The sequence below is a fragment of the Microbacterium terricola genome (assembly GCF_027943945.1).
GTDB lineage: Bacteria > Actinomycetota > Actinomycetes > Actinomycetales > Microbacteriaceae > Microbacterium > Microbacterium terricola.
This window is the reverse complement of sequence record NZ_AP027141.1, coordinates 2,078,651-2,097,739: the sequence shown is the minus strand read 5'-3', so window position 1 is coordinate 2,097,739 and position 19,089 is coordinate 2,078,651. Positions and strand designations below refer to the sequence as shown.

The following is a 19,089-nucleotide window of genomic DNA, read 5'->3' as shown; positions in this document are numbered from 1 at the left end:
CTCAGGCCTCCGTCTGGCGCGTGCGCGGGTCGAGGAATGCGTAGGCGACGTCCGCGAGGAGGTTCGCCAGGAGCACCGAGATCGTGATCACGAGGAACACCCCCTGCATGAGGGCGTAGTCCTTCGCGTTGGTGGCGTCGAGCAGGAGCTTTCCGACGCCGGGGTAGCTGAACACGACCTCCATGACGATCGTGCCGCCGACGATGAAGCCGAGCGCGAGCGCGAAGCTCTGGATCTGCGGGAGCACGGCGTTGCGTGCCGCGTAGCGCCACAGCACCCGGTTCTTCGGCATGCCCTTGGCCTGCGCCACCGTGACGTAGTCCTCGTCGAGCACGGTCAGCATCATGTTGCGCATGCCCAGCATCCATCCGCCGAGCGAGGCGATGATGATCGTCCCCGCAGGCAGGACGCCGTGGTGGATGACGTCGCCGATGAACTCCCACGACCACTCGGGCGCCATGCCGACGCCGTAGGCCTTGCCGATGGGGAACCACCCGAGCATGACCGCGAACACCGAGATGGCGAGCAGGCCCAGCCAGAAGTACGGGATGGTGCTGAAGAACGTCGTGATCGGGATCAGCGCGTCCAGGCGGCTCCCGCGGCGCCAGCCGACGATCGCGCCGCCGATGGTGCCGACGGCGAAGGCGATGAGCGTCGCGAAGCCCACGAGGCCGACCGTCCAGATCAGGGACTGTCCGACGACCTCGGTCACCGGGCGCATGCCGTTCAGCAGCGAGATGCCGAGGTCGCCCTGCAGCAGGTGGCCCCAGTAGTCGACGTACTGCTGCCAGATGGACTTGTCGGTGTCGAGCCCGAGGAGGGCCCGCAGCGCTTCGGCGGCCTCGGGCGAGATGTTGCGGTTGCGGGCCAGATAGTTCGTGACCGCGTCACCCTTCATCAGGCGGGGGAGGAGGAAGTTGATCGTGATCGCGGCCCACAGCGTGAAGAGGTAGAACGCGGCACGGCCGCCGAGGAACCGCCAGGGGATGCGGGAGTGGGCCTTGACGGCGCGGGTCGCTGTCGTCCCCGACGCGATCGCGTCGAAGGGCTGGTCTGGGAGCTGGGGAGCGACGGCGCTCATTTCGCACCTCCGAGGTCGCCGGTTGCGTGGGCGAAGAAGGTGTCCGGATCCGGGGATGCCGCGCGCAACTCTTGGGTGTACGGGTTCTGGGGTCGCAGGATCACGTCGTCGGCCGGCCCGCGCTCGACGATGCGTCCCTGGTTGAGCACGATGATCTCGTCGCTGAAGTGCCGCGCGGTCGCGAGGTCATGGGTGATGTAGAGCACACCCAGGCCCTTCTCGCGCTGCAGGTCGGCGAGCAGGTTGAGCACGCCGAGCCGGATCGACACGTCGAGCATCGACACGGGCTCATCGGCGACGAGGATCTTCGGGCGCGAGGCGAGGGCGCGGGCGATGGCGACGCGCTGCCGCTGGCCGCCCGACAGCTCGTGCGGGCGACGGTCGATCACGGTGTCGGCGTCGAGGCGGACGCGATCGAGCAGGCGGCGCACCTCGTCGTCGAGCTGGGCCTTCGGCACGACGTTGTCGAGCTCGAGCGGCCGCTGGATGGCGTAGCGGATGGAGTGGTACGGGTTCAGCGAGGCGAACGGGTCCTGGAAGACCATGCGCAGCTGCTGGCGGTACGCGCGCAGTCCCTTGCCGCGCTGGGGGATCGGCTGGCCGTCGAAGCGGACCTCGCCGCTCGTGGGCCGCTCCAGCTGGGTGAGGATCTTGGCGATCGTCGACTTGCCGCTGCCCGACTGGCCGACGAGGCCGATCGTCTGGCCCGAGTGGAGCGCGAAGCTCACATCGTCGAGGGCTTTGATCTGTCCGGCGCCGCGCACCGAGTACGACTTGGTGACGGCATCGAATTCGAGGACGGTCATCGGCGGACCACCCCCCTCTCTCCGGTGAGTCGCGGGAACGACGCGAGCAGTGTGCGGGTGTATTCGTCCTGCGGATCGGTCCAGATGCGCTCCGCGGTGTCGAGCTCGACGATCTCACCCTCGCGCATGATCGCGATGCGATCGCTGATCTCGAGCAGGAGCGGGAGGTCGTGGGTGATGAAGACGACGGAGAAGCCGAAGTCGTGGCGCAGCTCCGAGATCTGACGCAGGATCTCGCGCTGCACCAGCACGTCGAGTGCGGTCGTCGGCTCGTCCATGACCATGAGCTGGGGACGCAGCGCGAGGGCCATGGCGATCATGACGCGCTGGCGCATGCCGCCGGACAGCTCGTGGGGGTAGGAGCGGTAGCGCTGCGCGCCGACCTTGACGATCTCGAGCAGCTCGATGACGGCGGCGCGGCGCTCGGAGCGCGAGAGGTTCGGGCGGTGCACCTCGAAGACGTCATCGAGTTGCGAGCCGATGGTGGCGACCGGGTTCAGCGAGTTCATCGCGCCCTGGAAGACCATGGAGATCTTGTCCCAGCGGAACCGGCGCATCTCCTCTGGCTCGAGGCTGTTGATGTCGATGTCCTCGCCGCCGGCGTCGTGGAAGACGACCGAGCCGCTCGTGATGACGGCCGGAGGCCGGAGCAGGCGCTGGACGCCGTAGGCGAGGGTGGTCTTCCCGCATCCGCTCTCGCCGGCGAGACCGAGGATCTCGCCGCGCTGCAGTTCGAGGGTGACGTTCTTGACCGCGTGCACCGGCGGGTCGACGTCGTAGACGATCGAGAAGTCGTTGATGGAGAGCAGGGGATCGCTCATCAGTGGTCGCTTTCAGGAGGGGTGACGCACAGACGGGGCGGATGCTGAGCATCCGCCCCGTCTGCGATGCGTCACTCGGCGGGCTGCAGCTTGGTCAGGATCTGCACGATCGCCGGCTGCGTCGGGTCAGCCGAGGAGTACTGGTCGTCCTCCGACGGCCATCCGACGTAGTTGCGCGTGTTGAACTCGCCCAGGAGCGGGTGAGCACCGAGCGGGATCGCCGGGACGTCCTCGACGAACGCGGTCTGGATGACCTCGAGCGCCGCGGTGCGGTCCTCGTCCGACGACGCGTTCGCGTACGTGTTCAGCGCCTCGGTGACCGCCGGGTCGTCGTAGCGGCCGAAGTTGAAGGCCGCCTTGTCGTCGACGATCCACTTCGGGTCCATCGTGGAGGTGTAGAGGCCGTAGGCGTTGCCCGTGTCCTCGAGCCAGTGGATGATCGCCTGGAAGGTGCCCTCCTGGCGAGCGGCGTCCCAGCCGCCCCAGTCAGGCTGGTCGACCTTGACCTCGATGCCGAGGCCTTCCTTGAGCTCTTCGGCAATGAGCGCCTGCTCGGTGTTCCAGTCGCTCCAGCCGGCGGGGACCGAGATCGAGAACGTGACGGCCTCGCCGTCCGGGTCGATCAGAGCCTCGTCCTTCCAGGTGTAGCCGGCGTCCGTGAGGACGGCCTTGGCCTTGTCGACGTCGACCGAGTAGTCCTGGCCGGCGTACTCGGGGGCGATCTCGTCCTCGAGCAGGCTGCCGAGACCGGTCACGCTCCAGACCGCCTCGCTCGCGCCCTCGCGGGCGATGTCGACGTAGGCCTGACGGTCGATCGTCCATGCCAGCGCCTGGCGCAGGGCCGGGTCGTTGAACGGCTTGGTCTGCAGGTTCATGAACAGCGTGCCCGCGCCCGCGGTGGGCGAGACGAGGAACTGGTTGTCGGGGTCGGCCGACAGGTAGCTGTCCTCGATCTGCGGGATGAACGCCTGAGCCCAGTCGGCCTCGCCGGTGGCCAGCGCGGTGGTGAGCGCCGCGTTGTCGCCGTACGAGACGTAGTGCAGCTCGGGAACCGCCAGCTCGCCGCCCCAGTAGTCGGGGTTCGCGGTGAGGGTGACCGACTCGGTCGTCCACGAGTCCATGACGTACGGGCCGGTGCCGACGACCTGACCCTCACCCGTGAGGGGGTCGGTGTTCGGGTCTGCGATGTCCGCCCAGATGTGCTCGGGCACGATCTGGAAGTGCAGCACGCGCGCCTGCTGCGTGAACTTGGAGCTGTTGAAGTCGAGGGTCACGGTGTCACCGTCGACGGTGACCGCCTTGAGGTCCAGCGCGTTGGTGTCGTTGAGCTTGCCGTCGAGGACCTGCTTGTACGAGAACGCGATGTCCTCAGCCGTGAAGTCCTCGCCGTCGCTCCACTTCACGCCGCTGCGGGCCTTGGCCGTGAGCTGCGTGTAGTCGTCGTTCCAGGTCACGGACTCGGCCAGCCACGGCGTGGTGCCGAGGTCGCCGGTCGGGTTGACGAGGGCGAGCGACTCGAAGATGACCTTGCCGTAGCCGTACTTGGCGGCCGACGAGTCACCCAGGTACGGGTTGTTCGACTCGGTGCTGATGGCGCCGTCCGGCTTCGCGATCGTGAGCGCGACGGTTCCCTGCCCGGTGCCTTCGTTGCTGGTGTTGTCGTCGGTGCCGGCGCCGGCGCAGCCGGTGAGCACCAGTGCCGTCGCGATGCCGACGACAGCGAGGGAGGTTCTGAGCCTCATTGCTTCTCCTTCGTAGTGGACGTGCGGCGACGACCGGTCCTGGAAGGATCACTCGGCGCCGAGTGTGATTGCGGAATCAACTTACAATCAAGTAAGTAAGTTTGCAACAGCATGGTGCCGCAGTGCGAAGACGCGTCTGCGTAGACTCTGATCCGCACGCGGACGGGAGGGATCGACATGGTGGATTCGCGCAGGCAGACGCGGTCGCGCCCGGAGACGCTCGTTCGTCGCAAGGAGATCATAAAGGTCGCGGCTGAGGTCTTCGGTGCCAAGGGGTACGCCGGGGGAACCCTCGTCGAGATCGCGGAGCACGTGGGCATGACCCACGCCGGAATCCTGCACCACTTCGGGTCGAAGGATCAGCTCCTCCTCGAGGTGCTCGACTACCGCGATGAGACCGATGTCGAAGACCTCGAGGAGCGCCACATCCCCGGCGGCGCCGAGCTCTTCCGTCACCTGATCCGCACGGCGACGAAGAACGCCGAGCGCGCGGGCATCGTGCAGTCGTTCGTCGTGCTGTCGGCCGAGTCGGTCACCGACGATCACCCGGCCCGGGAGTTCTTCCGCAGTCGCTACGAGACGCTGCGCGGCGAGATCGAGCGCGCCTTCCGCAGCATGTGCGACGAGGCGGGCGTCGCGGAGCCGCAGAAGGTCGCGGATGCGGCCGCCGCGATCCTGGCCGCGATGGACGGCCTGCAGGTGCAGTGGCTGCTGCAGCAGGACGCCGTGGACCTCGCGCGCAGCACCGAGTTCGCGATCGAGGCGATCGTCTCCGCCGTGCTGCATCCGCAGCCGGCACCCCTGGCCTGACGCTCCGCCACCGAGGCGCGGGGCGCGGGGCGTCAGCCGCGGAGGCCGTCCACGGTGTAGTCGATGCAGCGGATCAGCTGGCGCACGTCGTCCGGCTCGACCGACACGAACGTCGCGATGCGCAGCTGGTTGCGGCCGAGCTTGCGGTAGGGCTCGGTGTCGACGATGCCGTTGGAGCGCAGGCTCTTGGCGACGGCCGCAGCATCCACGCTCTCGTCGAAGTCGATCGTGACGACGACGGGGGAGCGATCGGCCGGGTCGGCGACGAACGGGGTGGCGAACGACGAGGCCTCCGCCCACGCGTACAGCGCGCTCGACGACTCGCGGGTGCGCCCGTCCGCCCACTGCAGGCCGCCGTTCGCGGTGATCCACTCGAGCTGCTTGTCGAGCAGGAACAGCGTCGACAGGGCAGGGGTGTTCAGGGTCTGGTTGAGGCGCGAGTTGTCCAGCGCGTTCTTCAGGCTGAGGAACTCGGGGATGTACCGACCGGATGCGGCGATCCGCTCGATCCGCTCGATCGCCGCGGGCGAGACCGCCGCGAACCACAGTCCGCCGTCCGAGCCGAGGTTCTTCTGCGGGGCGAAGTAGTAGACATCGGCCTGGTGCAGCGAGAAGTTGATGCCGCCGGCGGCGCTGGTCGCGTCGATGACGGTGAGGGCGCCCTCGTCGCCCTCCACGCGCTGGATCGCCGTGGCGACGCCGGTCGAGGTCTCGTTGTGCGGCCAGGCGTACACGTCGACGCCCTCGACGGCCTCTGCGGCGATGCTCGTGCCGGGGGCCGAGCTGCGCACGTCGGGCGCTTCCAGCCACGGGGCGGCGGCGGCCGCGGCGAACTTGCCGCCGAACTCGCCGAACACGAGGTTCTGGCTGCGCTTCTCGATGAGGCCGAAGGCGGCAGCATCCCAGAAGGCGGTCGATCCGCCGTTGCCGACGATGATCTCGTAGCCGCTCGGCGCCCGGAACAGATCGGACAGCTGTACGCGCACCTGACCGACGAGGCTCTTCACCGGAGACTGCCGGTGCGACGTGCCCATGAGCGCGGAGCCGGGGCCGACCAGGGCCGCCAGGTGCTCGTCGCGCACCTTCGACGGGCCGCAGCCGAAGCGTCCGTCGGCGGGCAGGATTTCACGGGGGAGAGCGACGTGGGCCATGCCCTCGATTCTAGGGATGCGGTCGCCCGCCGCCAGCCGTGTGACACCGCCCGTGGGCACTCGCGGCTTCGCTAGGCTGGACGGGCACCAGACGACCCGCTGAGGACGACATGACCGACCTGATCGACACCACCGAGATGTACCTGCGCACCATCCTCGAACTCGAGGAGGAGAGCATCGTGCCGCTGCGCGCGCGCATCTCCGAGCGGCTCGGCCACTCCGGCCCCACGGTGTCGCAGACGGTCGGGCGGATGGAGCGCGACGGCCTCGTCGTCGTCTCGGACGACCGCACCCTCCAGCTCACCGACGACGGCCGCCAGAAGGCCGTCGACGTCATGCGCAAGCACCGCCTCGCCGAGCGCCTGCTCTCCGACGTGATCGGCCTGGACTGGGCGTACGTGCACGAAGAGGCCTGCCGCTGGGAGCACGTGATGAGCGAGCAGGTCGAGCGGCGTCTCGTCGAGCTCCTCGGCCACCCCACCGAATCGCCCTACGGCAACCCGATCCCCGGCCTCGCCCAGCTCGGCGACGCCGCCGCGAACACCTTCGACCAGGGCGTCATCGGACTGGTCCGCAAGCTGAACACCGTCGGCGCGCCGATCTCCGGCACGGTGCGGCGTCTCGCCGAGCCCGCTCAGGTCGACCCCGAACTGCTGCAGCAGCTCAAGAACGCGGGCGTCGTGCCCGGCGGCACCGGCGACTTCCAGTTCAGCGAGGGCTACGTGCTCGTGCAGATGAGCGGCTCCGACGACGCGCTCGAACTGCCCGTCGAGGTCGCCTCGCACATCTTCCTGGTCGACGACGCCGCCTGAGATCCGTCCGGATCAGCCCCGGGAATCCGGCGCAGAACGGCTCCTCCCCAGCCTGCGCGAACCCGCACAGCCACCTGGGAATGGCGTCGTGAGCGTGACATGTTCGTTACCTTCGGGTAGCGTGAGGGAGTCCACAGGCGAGAAGCCCGCCGTCGGATCCCGTTCAGATTGCCTCTCCGGCTCGTCGTCTGCACGGTGAAACCCGCACCAAGTGCCCCGAACACGCAGTGCTGACGAGCCAGCGCCGCGGCGCAGAGGCGCCGGAGGACTGAGTTGGCTGAAGAGAACGAAACGGCGTATCCCGTTGCCCCGACGACGGGATCGAGCCGCAAGGCCGAGCGCCAGCGCGTCGCGAGCTCCGCGAAGGCCGTGCGTGCCGCCGATCGCCCCGCGCCCCGCCCCGCTCGCGCCCCCCGCCGCACGGCCAAGCCGCTGCGCAGCCTCGTGATCCTCACCATGGTCGGCGGCCTCGTCGCCACCGTGGCACTCCCCGCCTACGGCGCCTGGCGCCCCACCGAGGCGGAGGCTGTCACCATCCAGCAGCTCGCCAACGACAACGCGCAGTCCCTGGTCGTCGCCTCCGACGCGACGAACTCCACGCTCAACCGCGAGAGCTACTCGGCCACCACGTCCGAGCAGATCGCGAAGAAGAAGGCGCAGGAGGCCGCGGCCGCCCGCGCCAAGGAGCTCGCAGCATCCGTCGCCTCGACGACCTCCCAGTTCGCATCGGTCGACCTCTCGATGGTCGCCCCCGGCACCGGCGCGGTGCGCTGGCCGCTCGCGAGCTTCACCATGGGCGAGGGCTTCGGCGCTCGCGGCGGTGCCCACATGGGCGTCGACATGCTCATCGGGCAGGGCACGCCGATCTACGCGGCAGCAGCCGGCGTGGTGCGTGTCTCGCAGGAGAGCTTCGGCGGCTACGGCGTCGCGGTCACCATCGATCACGTCATCAACGGCGTGAAGGTCTCCACCCTCTACGGGCACATGACGTACGGCAGCCGCCAGGTCTCGTCGGGCCAGACCGTCAAGGTCGGCCAGGTCATCGGCCTCGTCGGCAGCACCGGCCGCTCGACGGCCAACCACCTCCACTTCGAGGTGATGGTCAACGGCGGGCACGTCAACCCGATCAGCTGGCTCAACGCCAACGCCGGCTGAACAGTTCGACACGCGCACCCCGTGCGCGGCCCCTGCACGCCAGGCGTGCATTAGCCTGATCCCGACGCTTGAGAGAAGCGGAGGGAAGCCGGATGTACACGACACCGCGCATGCGCACCATGGATGCGCTCGGTCGACTCGTCCTCCGGCATCGTACGAGCGGATGCTGCGGCTCTGCCGCCGCGCCTGGGCGCTGTCTGTGAAGACAGCGCCTTTTTCGTACCCCTGCGCAGCTTGATCCCGTCGCGATTCGAATACCGAGAAGCCGTCCCGGCCATTCGAGAGGATGAGAGATGCGCACACTGGTGCTCAATGCAGGGTACGAGCCGCTGGCCGTCGTGTCGTTCAAGCGGGCGCTCGTGCTCGTGATGAACGAGAAGGCGACCGTCGTCGAGCACATCGACGGAAGACCCGTGTGGGGCGCGTCGGCGGCGTATGAACGCCCCGCCGTGATCCTGCTGACGCGCTACGTGCGCATCCCCGGTGGGCGGCACGTGCCGGTGACCCGCCGCGGGGTGCTGCGCCGCGATGCGCACCGGTGCGGGTACTGCGGCAAGACGGCGTCGACGATCGACCACATCCTGCCCCGCTCGCGCGGAGGCGCGGACACGTGGGAGAACCTCGTCGCGTGCTGCCTGCGCTGCAACAACGTCAAGGGCGACCGCACGCCGCAGGAGATGGGGTGGGAGCTGCACCTGATCCCGCGCCCTCCGCACGGCGTGCAGTGGACGGTGCGCGGCACCGAACGCGCCGAGCCCGCCTGGGAGCGCTACCTGGAGCTCGCGGCCTAGGTCTCGGGCTCCGCGCCGGGCAGAACAGCGAGAGATCCTCGCCGACGCGCGGGGCGACAGCATCCGTCCGCGGCGTGTCCCGAGAAGTCTCTCGCAGTTGTGTCCGATGCCGGCGGTCGCGCGGGTCGCCTCAGTCGGACAGGCCGGCGTCGAGCAGGGCGAGCCAGCGGGTCAGGATCGGCTCGAGGGCGGCGGTGTCGGCCGCGCCGAGCTCGGCCAGCAGTCGGTGCTCGTTGTCGAGGTGCGCGGTGAAGGCCTCGTCGATCAGCGCGACGCCGGCGGGGGTCAGCCGCACGAGCCGGCGGCGTCCGTCCGACGCCTCCTGCCGGCGCTCGACCAGTCCGCGCGCCGCCAGCCGGTCCACTCGCTTCGTGAGCCCGCCGGTGGTGACCAGCGTGTGCTCGGCGAGCTCGCCGGCCGGCCGCTCGTAGGGGGCGCCCGCGCGCCGCAGCGTCGCCAGCACGTCGAACTCGCCCTCGCTCAGCCCGAACTGCGCGTAGACCGGGGTCAGGCGCGCGGTGAGCTCGAGGGCGACGCGGTGCAGGCGGCCGATCACGCCCTGAGGTGACGGGTCCAGGTCGGGGCGCTCGTGCGCCCAGGCGGCCTGGATCCGGGCGATGCGATCGGGGGAGGCGGCAGCATCCATGCCTTCACTATATCTTCCAGGGAAGGTAAAGTGTCTTCCGTGGAAGATAACAGACTGCGCTGGATCGCCGTCACCGCGATCGCCCCCATCGCGTGGGGGAGCACCTACGTCGTCACGCGGCAGCTGCTGCCGCCCGACGCGCCGCTGTGGGGCGGGGTGCTGCGGGCGCTGCCGGCCGGGCTCATCGTGCTGCTGCTGGCGCGCCGGCTGCCGCGCGGGTCGTGGTGGTGGCGCTCGCTCGTGCTCGGCGTGCTCAACGTCGGCGGCTTCTTCGTGCTGGTCTACATCGCCGGCCAGCGGCTGCCGTCGAGCCTGGCCGCGACGCTGATGTCGACCTCGGCGCTGTGCATGCTGCTGTTCGCCTGGCTCGTGCTACGCCGGCGTCCGCGGGCGGCGACCGTGACCGGCGCGCTGATCGGAGTGCTCGGAGTCGTGGTGATGTTCGGCATCGGGTCCGCGCCGGCCGACCCGTGGGGCGTCGCTGCCTCGCTCGGGGCGATGGTGGCCTCGTCGCTCGGGTTCGTGCTGACCGTGCGCTGGGGCGCAGATGTGCCCGCGCTGCCGATGACCGCGTGGCAGCTGATCGCGGGGTCGCTCGTGCTCGTGCCGGTCGCGCTGCTCGTCGAGGGCGCCCCGCCGGAGCTCACGGCGACCTCGGCGCTGGGGTTCGCGTACGTCACGGTCGTGGCGACGGCGCTTGCGTACGTGGCCTGGTTCACCGGACTCCGGATGCTGTCGCCCGGCGTCGTCGGAGTGATCGGGCTGCTGAATCCCCTCACCGGCGTCGTGCTCGGGGTGCTCGTGGCGGGGGAGCCTTTCGGGCTGCCGCAGGCGGTCGGGGTGGGGCTCGTGGTGGTGGGCGTGCTCGTGGGAGTGGCGCCCGGGAGGCGGTCGCCCGGGGTGCGCCGAGCACAACGGCGGGAGGTTCTCGCCGACGCGCCGGGCGACAGCATCCGTCCGCGGGGTGTCGCGTAATATCCCTCGCAGTTGTGTCCCGAAGCCGCCGGACGCGCATGTCGGAGGCTGGCGATATCTTCGAGTCTCGATGTAGAAGATCTAGAACATCTGTTCTATTCTGTCGAGATGAGGGCGATCGTGCACGACCAGGCGAACGCCGCGCGGGAGGTGGGGCGCGACGCGCCGCGTGACGGGCGGCGGGATGCGTCGCGCGACGTGTCCGGCGAGGTGCGACGCCTGCGCGCCCAGCTCGAGCGGGTGCAGGGGCGTTCGCTCGACGCGCCCGTGCTGCCGGTGCATCCGGCCTTCACCTCGCTGCTGCCCGGCGGGGGACTGCGTCCGGGGGCGGCGTACTCGCTGTCGCGCTCGACCTCGCTGCTGACCGCCCTGCTGGCCGCGCCGTCGCAGACCGGCACCTGGTGCGGGGTCGTCGGCATGCCCGAGCTCGGCGCAGAGGCGGCCGAGCGCGCCGGCATCGACCTGAGCCGGCTGGTGATGATCCCCGATCCGGGCGGGCGCTGGCTCGCGGTCACCTCGACCGTCGCCGAGGTGCTTCCGGTCGTGGCGGTGCGCCCGTCGACCCGGGCCGCCGACGGCGAGGTGTCGCGCATGGCCGCGCGCCTGCGCGATCGCGGTGCCGTGCTGCTCGTGCAGGGGGCGTGGCCGCAGGCCGAGGCGATCCTCGAGCTCGACGAGCCGCGGTGGGCGGGGCTCGGCCGCGGGCACGGCTACGTCTCCGGGCGCGAGGTCACCGTGACGGCGCGCAGCCGCCGCTGGCCGAGCCCGCATCGGCAGCGGATGCTGCTGCCCGGCGCCGAGGGGCAGCCGGTGGCGCTGCGCCCCGGCGTGCGCGAGAGCGTCGAGCCGCTGCCGATGCCGATCAGGGCGGTGGGGTGACATGCGCCCCGACGCTCCGGTGCGCAGCCTCGTGCTGTGGCTCCCCGACTGGCCGGTCACGGCGCTCACCCGCGACGGCGCCGACCCGCCGTCGGCCGACCGCCCGATCGCGGTGATGGCGAACAACACGGTCGTCGCCTGCTCCGCCGCTGCCCGCGCCGAGGGGGTGCGCCGCGGGCAGCGGCGGCGCGACGCGCAGTCGCGGTGCCCAGGGCTGCTCGTCGCCCCGGCCGATCCCGCCCAGGAGCAGCGGGCCTTCGCGCCTGTGGTGGCCCTCATCGAAGACCGGGCGCCCGGGGTGCAGATCCTGCGGCCGGGGCTCTGCGCCATGCGCGCGCGGGGGCCCGCCCGGTTCTACGGCGGCGAGGCCGAGGCGGCGCGGATGCTGCAGGCCGTGCTGTACGAGCTCGAGCTGGCCGATGTGCGCGCCGGGGTCGCCGACGGTCCGTTCACGGCCGAGCAGGCCGCCCGGGTGGGCACGAGTGCGGCCGAGCCGGTCTGCGTGGTGCCGACGGGCGGGGCCGCGGGGTTCCTCGCGCCGCTGCCGGTCACCTTCCTCGGCGACGGGGTCGAGCCGGAGCTGCTCGCCCGGCTCGGGGTGCAGACGCTCGGGGCGTTCGCGGCGATGGAACCAGACCGGGTGCGCGAGCGGTTCGGCGACCGGGGGATGCGGCTGCACGCCCTGGCCGGAGGCCGCGACTCGCAGCCGGTGCAGCCGCGGGTGCCGCCGCCCGAGCTGCACCGCGAGGTGGCCTTCGAGCCGCCGCTCGAGCTCGCCGAGCAGGTGGCGTTCGGCATGCGCATCGCGGCCGAGGAGTTCATCGCGGGGCTCGGCGCGGTCGACCTGGTCTGCACCGAGCTGCGCGTCGAGCTGCTCGGCGACCAGGGCGAGCGCAGCGAGCGGGTGTGGCTGCATCCAGGCTCGTTCGACGCGGCGGCGGTGGTCGACCGCGTCCGGTGGCAGCTCGCCGAAGACGCGCAGCGCCGCATCCTGCGCAGCGGGGTGTCGCTGGCGCGCATCTCGCCGGAGGCGGTGGATGCCGCATCCCACCACGTCCCCGCGATCTTCGGCGCGGGCACCGACGAGCGGGTGCACCATGCGCTGTCGCGGGTGCAGGCGATGCTCGGGCACCGCGGAGTGGTGACCCCCGCGATCGGCGGCGGCCGCTGGCTGGCCGAGCGGCAGGTGCTGGTGCCGTGGGGCGATCGGGCGGTGCTGGCGAAGGAGCGCGCGCGACCGTGGCCGGGGAGCCTGCCCGATCCGCTGCCGGCGACGGTGTTCCCGGTGCCCGCCGCCGTCGAGGTGGTCGATGCGGAGGGGGACTCCGTCGCGGTGGGCGACCGCGACGCGCTCACGGCGGTGCCGGCGGTGCTGCACGAGGGCGGCCGGCAGCGGGCGATCGTGGCGTGGGCGGGGCCGTGGCCGGTCATCGAGCGGGCGTGGGATGCGGTGCGCTCACGTCGTGCGCACCGGTTCCAGGTCGTCGACGCCGACGGAGCGGCCTGGCTGCTCGTATGCGAGCGCGGCGAGTGGGCCGCGGAGGGCCGCTATGACTGAGTGGCGTTTCGTCTCGGTCGCTGCGCTCCCTCGCTCAACGACCCGCGGGGGGAACCGGGTCGTTGAGACCGCGCAGCGAGACGAAACGCCGCGAGGTGAGCTGACGGGGCGTTTCGTCTCGGTCGCTGCGCTCCCTCGCTCAACGACCCGCGGGCGGGGGCTCTGATGGGCTTCCACAACCCGGGGGTGCCGTGGTCGGAGATGGAGGCGCTGCTCAGCGACCGCCGCCGCCCCGGCGGTCCGCCCGCGGGTGCCGACGGCGGCGACAGCCCCGCGTGGTCGCGCAAGCGCGGCAAGTACGCGCCGCCGACCATCGAGCGTCCGGGCGACGCGGTGCCCTACGCCGAGCTGCACGCGCACTCGTCGTTCTCGTTCCTCGACGGCGCCTCGTCGCCCGAAGACCTGGCCGAAGAGGCCGAGCGGCTCGGCCTGCACGCCCTGGCGGTCACCGACCACGACGGGTTCTACGGCATCGTCCGGTTCGCCGAGGCCGCCGAGGCGATGCAGCTGAAGACGGTGTTCGGGGCCGAGCTGTCGCTCGGGCTGCCCGGCCCGCAGAACGGCGAGGCCGACCCGACGGGGTCGCACTTGCTCGTCCTCGCGCGCGGCGAGGAGGGCTATCACCGGCTCGCCGCCGCGCTCACCCACGCCCAGCTTGCCGGGGCAGAGAAGGGGCGGCCGGTGTACGACCTCGACGAGCTCGCCGCGCAGGCCGAGGGGCAGTGGGCCGTGCTCACCGGGTGCCGCAAGGGCGCGGTGCGCCAGGCGCTCCGCACAGAAGGACCAGATGCCGCCGCCGACGAGCTCGACCGGCTCGTCGCCCTGTTCGGCCGCGACGCCGTGCATGTCGAGCTCATCGACCACGGCGGACCGCTCGACAGCCGCGACAACGACGTGCTCGCCGGTCTCGCCGCCGAGCGCGGTCTGCCCCTCCTGGCCACCAACAACGTGCACTACGCCGCGCCCGAGCGCGCCACCCTGGCCGCAGCGGTCGCGGCGGTGCGCGCCCATCGCGGACTCGACGAGCTCGACGGCTGGCTGCCCGCCCACGCGGGCGCGCACCTGCGCTCGGGGGCCGAGATGGCCGCGCGCTTCGCCCGATACCCCGGCGCGGTCGCCCGCACCGTGACCCTCGCCGACGAGCTCGCCTTCCCGCTGCGGCGCGCGAAGCCCGCGCTGCCGAAGCAGCAGGTGCCGGAGGGGCACACCCCGATGACCTGGCTGCGTCATCTGGTCTGGGAGGCCGTGCCGCGCAAGTACCCCGACCTCACCGACGACAACCGGAAGCGCATCGAGAAGGAGCTCGGCGTCATCGAGATGAAGGACTTCCCCGGGTACTTCCTCATCGTGCACGGGATCGTCCAAGAGGCGCGGCGCCGCGGCATCCTGTGTCAGGGGAGGGGATCCGCCGCCAACAGCGCCATCTGCTACCTGCTCGACATCACCGCCGTCGACGCGATCGGCTACGACCTGCCGTTCGAGCGGTTCCTCTCCAGCCTGCGCGACGAAGAGCCCGACATCGACGTCGACTTCGACTCCGACCGGCGCGAGGAGGTGATCCAGTGGGTGTACGCGACCTACGGGCGCGAGCGGGCGGCGCAGGTGGCCAACGTCATCCAGTACCGGCCGAAGAACGCGGTGCGCGACATGGCGAAGGCGCTCGGGCACTCGCCGGGGCAGCAGGACGCCTGGTCGAAGCAGGTGGAGGGCTGGGGTGCGCACCTCGAGACCGGGGCGGAGCACGACATCCCCGACCAGGTGATCGAGTACGCGAGCGAGCTGCTGAAGGCGCCGCGGCACCTCGGCATCCACTCCGGCGGCATGGTGCTCACCGACCGGCCCGTCGGCGAGGTGGTGCCCATCGAACACGCCCGCATGGAGAACCGCACCGTCATCCAGTGGGACAAGGACGACGCCGCCTGGATGGGCCTGGTCAAGTTCGACCTGCTCGGACTCGGGATGCTGGCGGCCCTGCAGTACTGCTTCGACATGATCCGGGCGACCACGGGGGAGGACTGGGAGCTCGCGACCATCCCGAAGGAGGAGGCCGCCGTCTACGACATGCTGTGCCGGGCGGATTCGATCGGGGTGTTCCAGGTCGAGTCGCGCGCGCAGATGGGGCTGCTGCCGCGGCTGCAGCCGCGGCGGTTCTACGACCTGGTGATCGAAATCGCCCTGATCCGCCCCGGCCCGATCCAGGGTGGCGCGGTGCATCCGTACGTGCGGCGGAAGCTCGGTCGCGAGGAGGTCACCTACGCCCACCCCAAGCTCGAGCCGGTGCTCGCGCGCACCCTCGGCATCCCGATCTTCCAGGAGCAGCTCATGCAGATGGCGGTCGCCGTCGGCGAGGTCAGCGGCGAGGACGCCGACCTGCTGCGCCGGGCGATGGGCTCGAAGCGAGGGGTGGAGCGCATCGAATCGCTGCGCGACAAGCTGTACGAGGGGATGGCGCGCAACGGCCTCGTCGGCCAGGACGCCGACGACATCTACGCCAAGATCCAGGCGTTCGCGAACTTCGGGTTCGCGGAGTCGCACTCGCTGTCGTTCGGGCTGCTGGTGTACGCCAGCTCGTGGATCAAGCTGCACTATCCGGGCGCGTTCCTGGCCGGGCTGCTGCGCGCGCAGCCGATGGGGTTCTACTCGCCGGCGACGCTGACCGCCGACGCGCGGCGGCACGGCGTGGAGGTGCGCCGCCCCGACCTGCACGCCTCCGGCGTCGAGGCCCTGCTCGAGCCCGTGGAGGGGGCTGACGACGTTTCGTCTCGCTTCGCTCGCTCAACGAGCCGCGAGGGTCACCCGGACCCGCGGGTCGTTGAGCGAGGGAGCGCAGCGACCGAGACGAAACGCACCCCCACTGGCCTCACCTCCTGCACCCACCGCGACCAGCCGCCCGTCGGGCCCTTCGACATCGACGCGCCCGACGAGTCGGCGGCGCACCGCCGTGACGGGGCGTTCGCGGTGCGGCTCGGGCTCGCCGCAGTGAAGGGCATCGGCGCGGTCGTCGCCACCCGCATCGTCGCCGAGCGCGACGCGTGCGGCCCCTACCGCGACCTGCGCGACCTGGTGCGTCGCACCGGCGTCACCGCCGCGCAGCTCGAGGCGCTCGCCACTGCCGGGGCGTTCGAGTGCCTGGGCCTCAGCCGGCGTGAGGCGATCTGGCTCGCGGGCTCTGCCGCACAGGACCGGGTCGAGTTCCTGCCCGACTCCCTCATCTCCGTGCAGCCGCCGCTGTTCACCGACCAGACCAGCTACGACATCCTCGCCGCCGACCTGTGGGCGACGGGCATCTCGACCGACGACCATCCGATGGCTCACTACCGGTCGGGGCTCGACGCCCGCGGGGTGCTCACCGCCACCGAGCTGCGCCGGCACGAGACCGGGCGGCGCATCGAGGTCGCCGGACTCGTGACCCACCGGCAGCGGCCGGCGACAGCATCCGGTGTCACGTTCCTCAACCTCGAGGACGAGCACGGCGTGGTCAACGTCATCTGCACGGTGGGGGTGTGGAACAGGTACCGCAGGGTCGTGCGCGATTCGCCCGCCCTGATCGTGCGGGGGATGCTGGAGCGCTCACCCGAGGGCGTCACCAACGTGCTGGCCGACCGGTTCGAAGACCTGCGGGTGGGGGTGCAGCACCGTGCGCGGGACTTCCGCTAGGCGAGCGTCAGCCCGGCGACCTCGAGCCAGAGGAAGGCCACCACCACGAAGAGCAGACCGGTGTAGACGAGGTCCTCGATCCAGTCGATCAGGCCCGGCTTGCGTTCGAGCATGATCACGGGGTTGTAGTAGAACACCGAGACCACGACGATGAGCGCGGCGAAGATGAGGCCCACCCACGCGGCAGCGGCGAACCCGCTGAACAGGAGCGCGATCACGACCGCCGCGACGATGTACAGCCACAGGTCCGAGACCAGGAAGGCGCGCATCGAGTCATGGCGGGAGGTGCCCGCCTTGGCGGTCGCCCGCCAGAGCTCGTAGGCGAGCGAGATCGTGAACGCGATGACCAGCAGCCACGCCGACAGCGTCTCCAGCAGACTTGGATGCACTTTTCCTCCCCGGGAGAAGTAAAGCGATGCCGATCCGTCACCGTCAAGATCTGGGTGCACCACGGCGGGCCGGGGCTACCATCACGGCATGGCCGCCGCATCCGCTGTCGAGATCGTCCGCTCGTTCATGACCGCCTTCCACGAGCAGGACCGGGCGAGGGCCGAATCGCTGATGGCCGACGCCTTCGTGTTCACCAGTCCGCAGGACGACCACATCGACAAGCAGGCGTGGCTGGAGCGCTGCTTCCCCAGTGCCGACCACTTCGACGGCGCATCCGAGACGCTCGAGATGGTCGAGGTGGACGGGATCGTCCTGCACCGGTACGAGTACCAGGTCGAGGGGGTGCGGTGGCGCAACACCGAAGCCCTCCGGGTGGAAGACGGTCGGGTGCGCGAGGTCGAGGTGTACTTCGGCGGCGCCGTCGATCCACGGCCCTGAGCCACGCGCTCGCGACTCGGTGGGGTTGCTGGACGGAGCACACAGCGCAGCCGGGTAGCGTGGAAAACGTGAGTACCCCCCGGCCCACGCGAGTGTCGGCCGCGCCCCTCGAGACGAGGCGGTCGCGCCGGCGCCGCTTCCACGAGCTCAGCCGCAAGCGGCGCAAGCGCCTGACGATCACGACCGCGGTCAGCGTCGTGACCCTCGTCGTGCTCGGCGTCAGCGTGAGCGGGATGATCGGGCGGGCGCAGGCGATGGAGGGCTACGCGGCCACCGCCGCCGAGATCGTGCAGCTGCGCGACGGTGTGCCGATCGACGAGCTGACGGATGCTGTCGCCACCGCGCAGGCGGCGCTCGCCGTGCAGAGCGGGCTGCCCTCCGGCAAGGCCTCCACCGCGCTCGCCGACGCGGCCACCGCGGCCGAGGATGCCCTCGCGACCGCGCAGACCGCCGTGCAGGGCAGCGCGGGCATCGACGTGGCGCATGCGGATGCGCTGGCGACGGCATCCGGTGTCCAGGGCCGGGTCGACGCACTGCGTGCGGCGGCCGACGCGTCCACCGCGCAGCTCGACGCTCTCACCGCCGCGCGCACTGCCTTCGTCGACAGCGCCGTCGCCGGCGCCGACGACGTGCTGGGCGACTACTCGGATGCCGAGAAGTCGACCGAGGATGCGCTCTACGTGGCGCGGGAGACCCTGTCGACCGCCGTCGACGTGGCCGCGGCGCTGCAGACCGCGACCTCCGCCGCAGCCGATGTGCGCAGCTCCGCCGGCGGGTACCGCGCCGAGATCGCCGCGCAGGTGACGGGATCGCAGCCGACTGGGGGAGACGTCGCGGCGCAGCTCGAGTACCTGCTCGCCTACGCCACCGACTACAACACCGCCGACTGGGGCGACGACAACCCGTCCGGCGGCGACTGCGTCAACTTCACCAGTCAGGGGCTGCTCGCCCGCGGCTGGCAGATGGACGGCACCTGGTCGTCGACCGGGCCGTCGGGCGGGTCGAAGGCGTGGGTGCTGACGCCCGCGATGGACGAGTACCTGCAGGCGAACGGGTTCGTCTCGCACGGCGTCGACGACCTCGACCGCGTGCGGGTGGGCGACGTGGGCATCTTCGACTGGGGCGAGAACGGCGCGGGCCGCGACCACACGATGACCGTGTCGAAGGTGGACTACACCGTCGAGGGCCCGATCATCTCGTTCGCGAGCCACAACTCCGACGGGCCGTATCGCGAGCTGATCTCGGCGCTGTACGAGGAGCACTCCGACTCGACGGTGAAGATCTACTCGATCCCTTAAGTCATCTCACCTCTCGGCGGCGCCGCCGCCTGACCCCATTGCGCGCGCGGCGACGGATCGGGACACTGGGCGGACGCCC

Annotated in this window: 17 protein-coding genes; 10 read left to right on the top strand and 7 right to left on the bottom strand. The window is 71.0% G+C overall.

Translation table 11 applies throughout. The features are described from left to right. Position 1: 1 nt before the first annotated feature. The 4 genes from Microterr_RS09850 to Microterr_RS09835 form a co-directional block, all read right to left on the bottom strand. Positions 2-1,081: an ABC transporter permease gene (locus tag Microterr_RS09850; RefSeq protein WP_263798120.1), complete on the bottom strand. Its 1,080-nt coding sequence runs from the start codon at positions 1,079-1,081 to the stop codon at positions 2-4. Beyond that, positions 1,078-1,887, bottom strand: a complete 810-nt coding sequence (locus Microterr_RS09845; RefSeq protein ID WP_263798121.1) for an ABC transporter ATP-binding protein — start codon at positions 1,885-1,887, stop codon at positions 1,078-1,080. Before Microterr_RS09845 ends, Microterr_RS09850 begins: the two co-directional genes overlap by 4 nt. Next, positions 1,884-2,708, bottom strand: coding sequence for an ABC transporter ATP-binding protein (locus tag Microterr_RS09840; protein ID WP_263798122.1), 825 nt, complete (start codon positions 2,706-2,708; stop codon positions 1,884-1,886). Before Microterr_RS09840 ends, Microterr_RS09845 begins: the two co-directional genes overlap by 4 nt. A 71-nt stretch (positions 2,709-2,779) precedes the next feature. Next, entirely contained in the window at positions 2,780-4,450 is a 1,671-nt protein-coding gene (locus Microterr_RS09835) for an ABC transporter substrate-binding protein (RefSeq protein ID WP_263798123.1), read from the bottom strand. Positions 4,451-4,627: 177 nt separating this feature from the next. On the opposite strand from Microterr_RS09835, the gene Microterr_RS09830 reads away from it, so the two are divergent. After that, complete coding sequence (locus Microterr_RS09830) at positions 4,628-5,260, top strand: TetR/AcrR family transcriptional regulator (RefSeq protein ID WP_263798124.1); 633 nt, start codon at positions 4,628-4,630, stop codon at positions 5,258-5,260. A 32-nt stretch (positions 5,261-5,292) separates the two neighbouring features. Here Microterr_RS09830 and serC read toward each other — a convergent pair whose 3' ends face one another. Beyond that, positions 5,293-6,411, bottom strand: a complete 1,119-nt coding sequence (serC, locus tag Microterr_RS09825) for a phosphoserine transaminase (protein WP_263798125.1) — start codon at positions 6,409-6,411, stop codon at positions 5,293-5,295. A 110-nt stretch (positions 6,412-6,521) separates the two neighbouring features. On the opposite strand from serC, the gene Microterr_RS09820 reads away from it, so the two are divergent. The 3 genes from Microterr_RS09820 (at position 6,522) to Microterr_RS09810 (ending at position 9,169) form a co-directional block, all read left to right on the top strand. Then, the gene (locus Microterr_RS09820) at positions 6,522-7,223 is read left to right on the top strand and encodes an iron-dependent transcriptional repressor DtxR (RefSeq protein ID WP_263798127.1); all 702 of its coding nucleotides are present in this window, start codon (positions 6,522-6,524) and stop codon (positions 7,221-7,223) included. A gap of 273 nt (positions 7,224-7,496) precedes the next feature. Then, positions 7,497-8,378 carry a M23 family metallopeptidase gene (locus Microterr_RS09815; protein ID WP_263798128.1) on the top strand — a complete coding sequence of 294 codons (882 nt, stop codon included), beginning with the start codon at positions 7,497-7,499 and terminating at the stop codon, positions 8,376-8,378. Positions 8,379-8,671: 293 nt separating this feature from the next. Then, positions 8,672-9,169 (top strand): HNH endonuclease, encoded by a 498-nt coding sequence (locus Microterr_RS09810; RefSeq protein ID WP_263798129.1) that lies wholly within the window; start codon positions 8,672-8,674, stop codon positions 9,167-9,169. A gap of 130 nt (positions 9,170-9,299) precedes the next feature. Here Microterr_RS09810 and Microterr_RS09805 read toward each other — a convergent pair whose 3' ends face one another. Next, a complete protein-coding gene (locus Microterr_RS09805) occupies positions 9,300-9,815 on the bottom strand; it encodes a MarR family winged helix-turn-helix transcriptional regulator (RefSeq protein WP_263798130.1) in 516 nt (171 codons plus the stop codon). A gap of 39 nt (positions 9,816-9,854) precedes the next feature. On the opposite strand from Microterr_RS09805, the gene Microterr_RS09800 reads away from it, so the two are divergent. From Microterr_RS09800 to Microterr_RS09785, 4 genes are all read left to right on the top strand, one after another. Beyond that, a complete protein-coding gene (locus tag Microterr_RS09800) occupies positions 9,855-10,790 on the top strand; it encodes a DMT family transporter (protein WP_263798131.1) in 936 nt (311 codons plus the stop codon). Between the two features lie 108 nt (positions 10,791-10,898). Then, entirely contained in the window at positions 10,899-11,669 is a 771-nt protein-coding gene (locus Microterr_RS09795) for a hypothetical protein (RefSeq protein WP_263798132.1), read from the top strand. Between the two features lies 1 nt (position 11,670). Beyond that, the gene (locus tag Microterr_RS09790; RefSeq protein ID WP_263798133.1) at positions 11,671-13,227 is read left to right on the top strand and encodes a DNA polymerase Y family protein; all 1,557 of its coding nucleotides are present in this window, start codon (positions 11,671-11,673) and stop codon (positions 13,225-13,227) included. A gap of 165 nt (positions 13,228-13,392) precedes the next feature. After that, positions 13,393-16,884, top strand: a complete 3,492-nt coding sequence (locus tag Microterr_RS09785; RefSeq protein ID WP_263798134.1) for an error-prone DNA polymerase — start codon at positions 13,393-13,395, stop codon at positions 16,882-16,884. On the opposite strand, the gene Microterr_RS09780 is transcribed toward Microterr_RS09785, so the two are convergent. Continuing rightward, positions 16,881-17,273 carry a hypothetical protein gene (locus Microterr_RS09780; RefSeq protein ID WP_263798136.1) on the bottom strand — a complete coding sequence of 131 codons (393 nt, stop codon included), beginning with the start codon at positions 17,271-17,273 and terminating at the stop codon, positions 16,881-16,883. The two genes, Microterr_RS09785 and Microterr_RS09780, sit on opposite strands and share 4 nt — an antisense overlap. A gap of 88 nt (positions 17,274-17,361) precedes the next feature. Here Microterr_RS09780 and Microterr_RS09775 point away from each other — a divergent pair, with 88 nt between their 5' ends. Together Microterr_RS09775 and Microterr_RS09770 are read left to right on the top strand one after the other, a co-directional pair. After that, on the top strand, positions 17,362-17,712 hold the full coding sequence (locus Microterr_RS09775; protein WP_263798137.1) for a nuclear transport factor 2 family protein: 351 nt from the start codon (positions 17,362-17,364) through the stop codon (positions 17,710-17,712). Between the two features lie 68 nt (positions 17,713-17,780). Then, positions 17,781-19,010, top strand: a complete 1,230-nt coding sequence (locus Microterr_RS09770; RefSeq protein ID WP_263798138.1) for an amidase domain-containing protein — start codon at positions 17,781-17,783, stop codon at positions 19,008-19,010. Positions 19,011-19,089 lie beyond the last annotated feature (79 nt).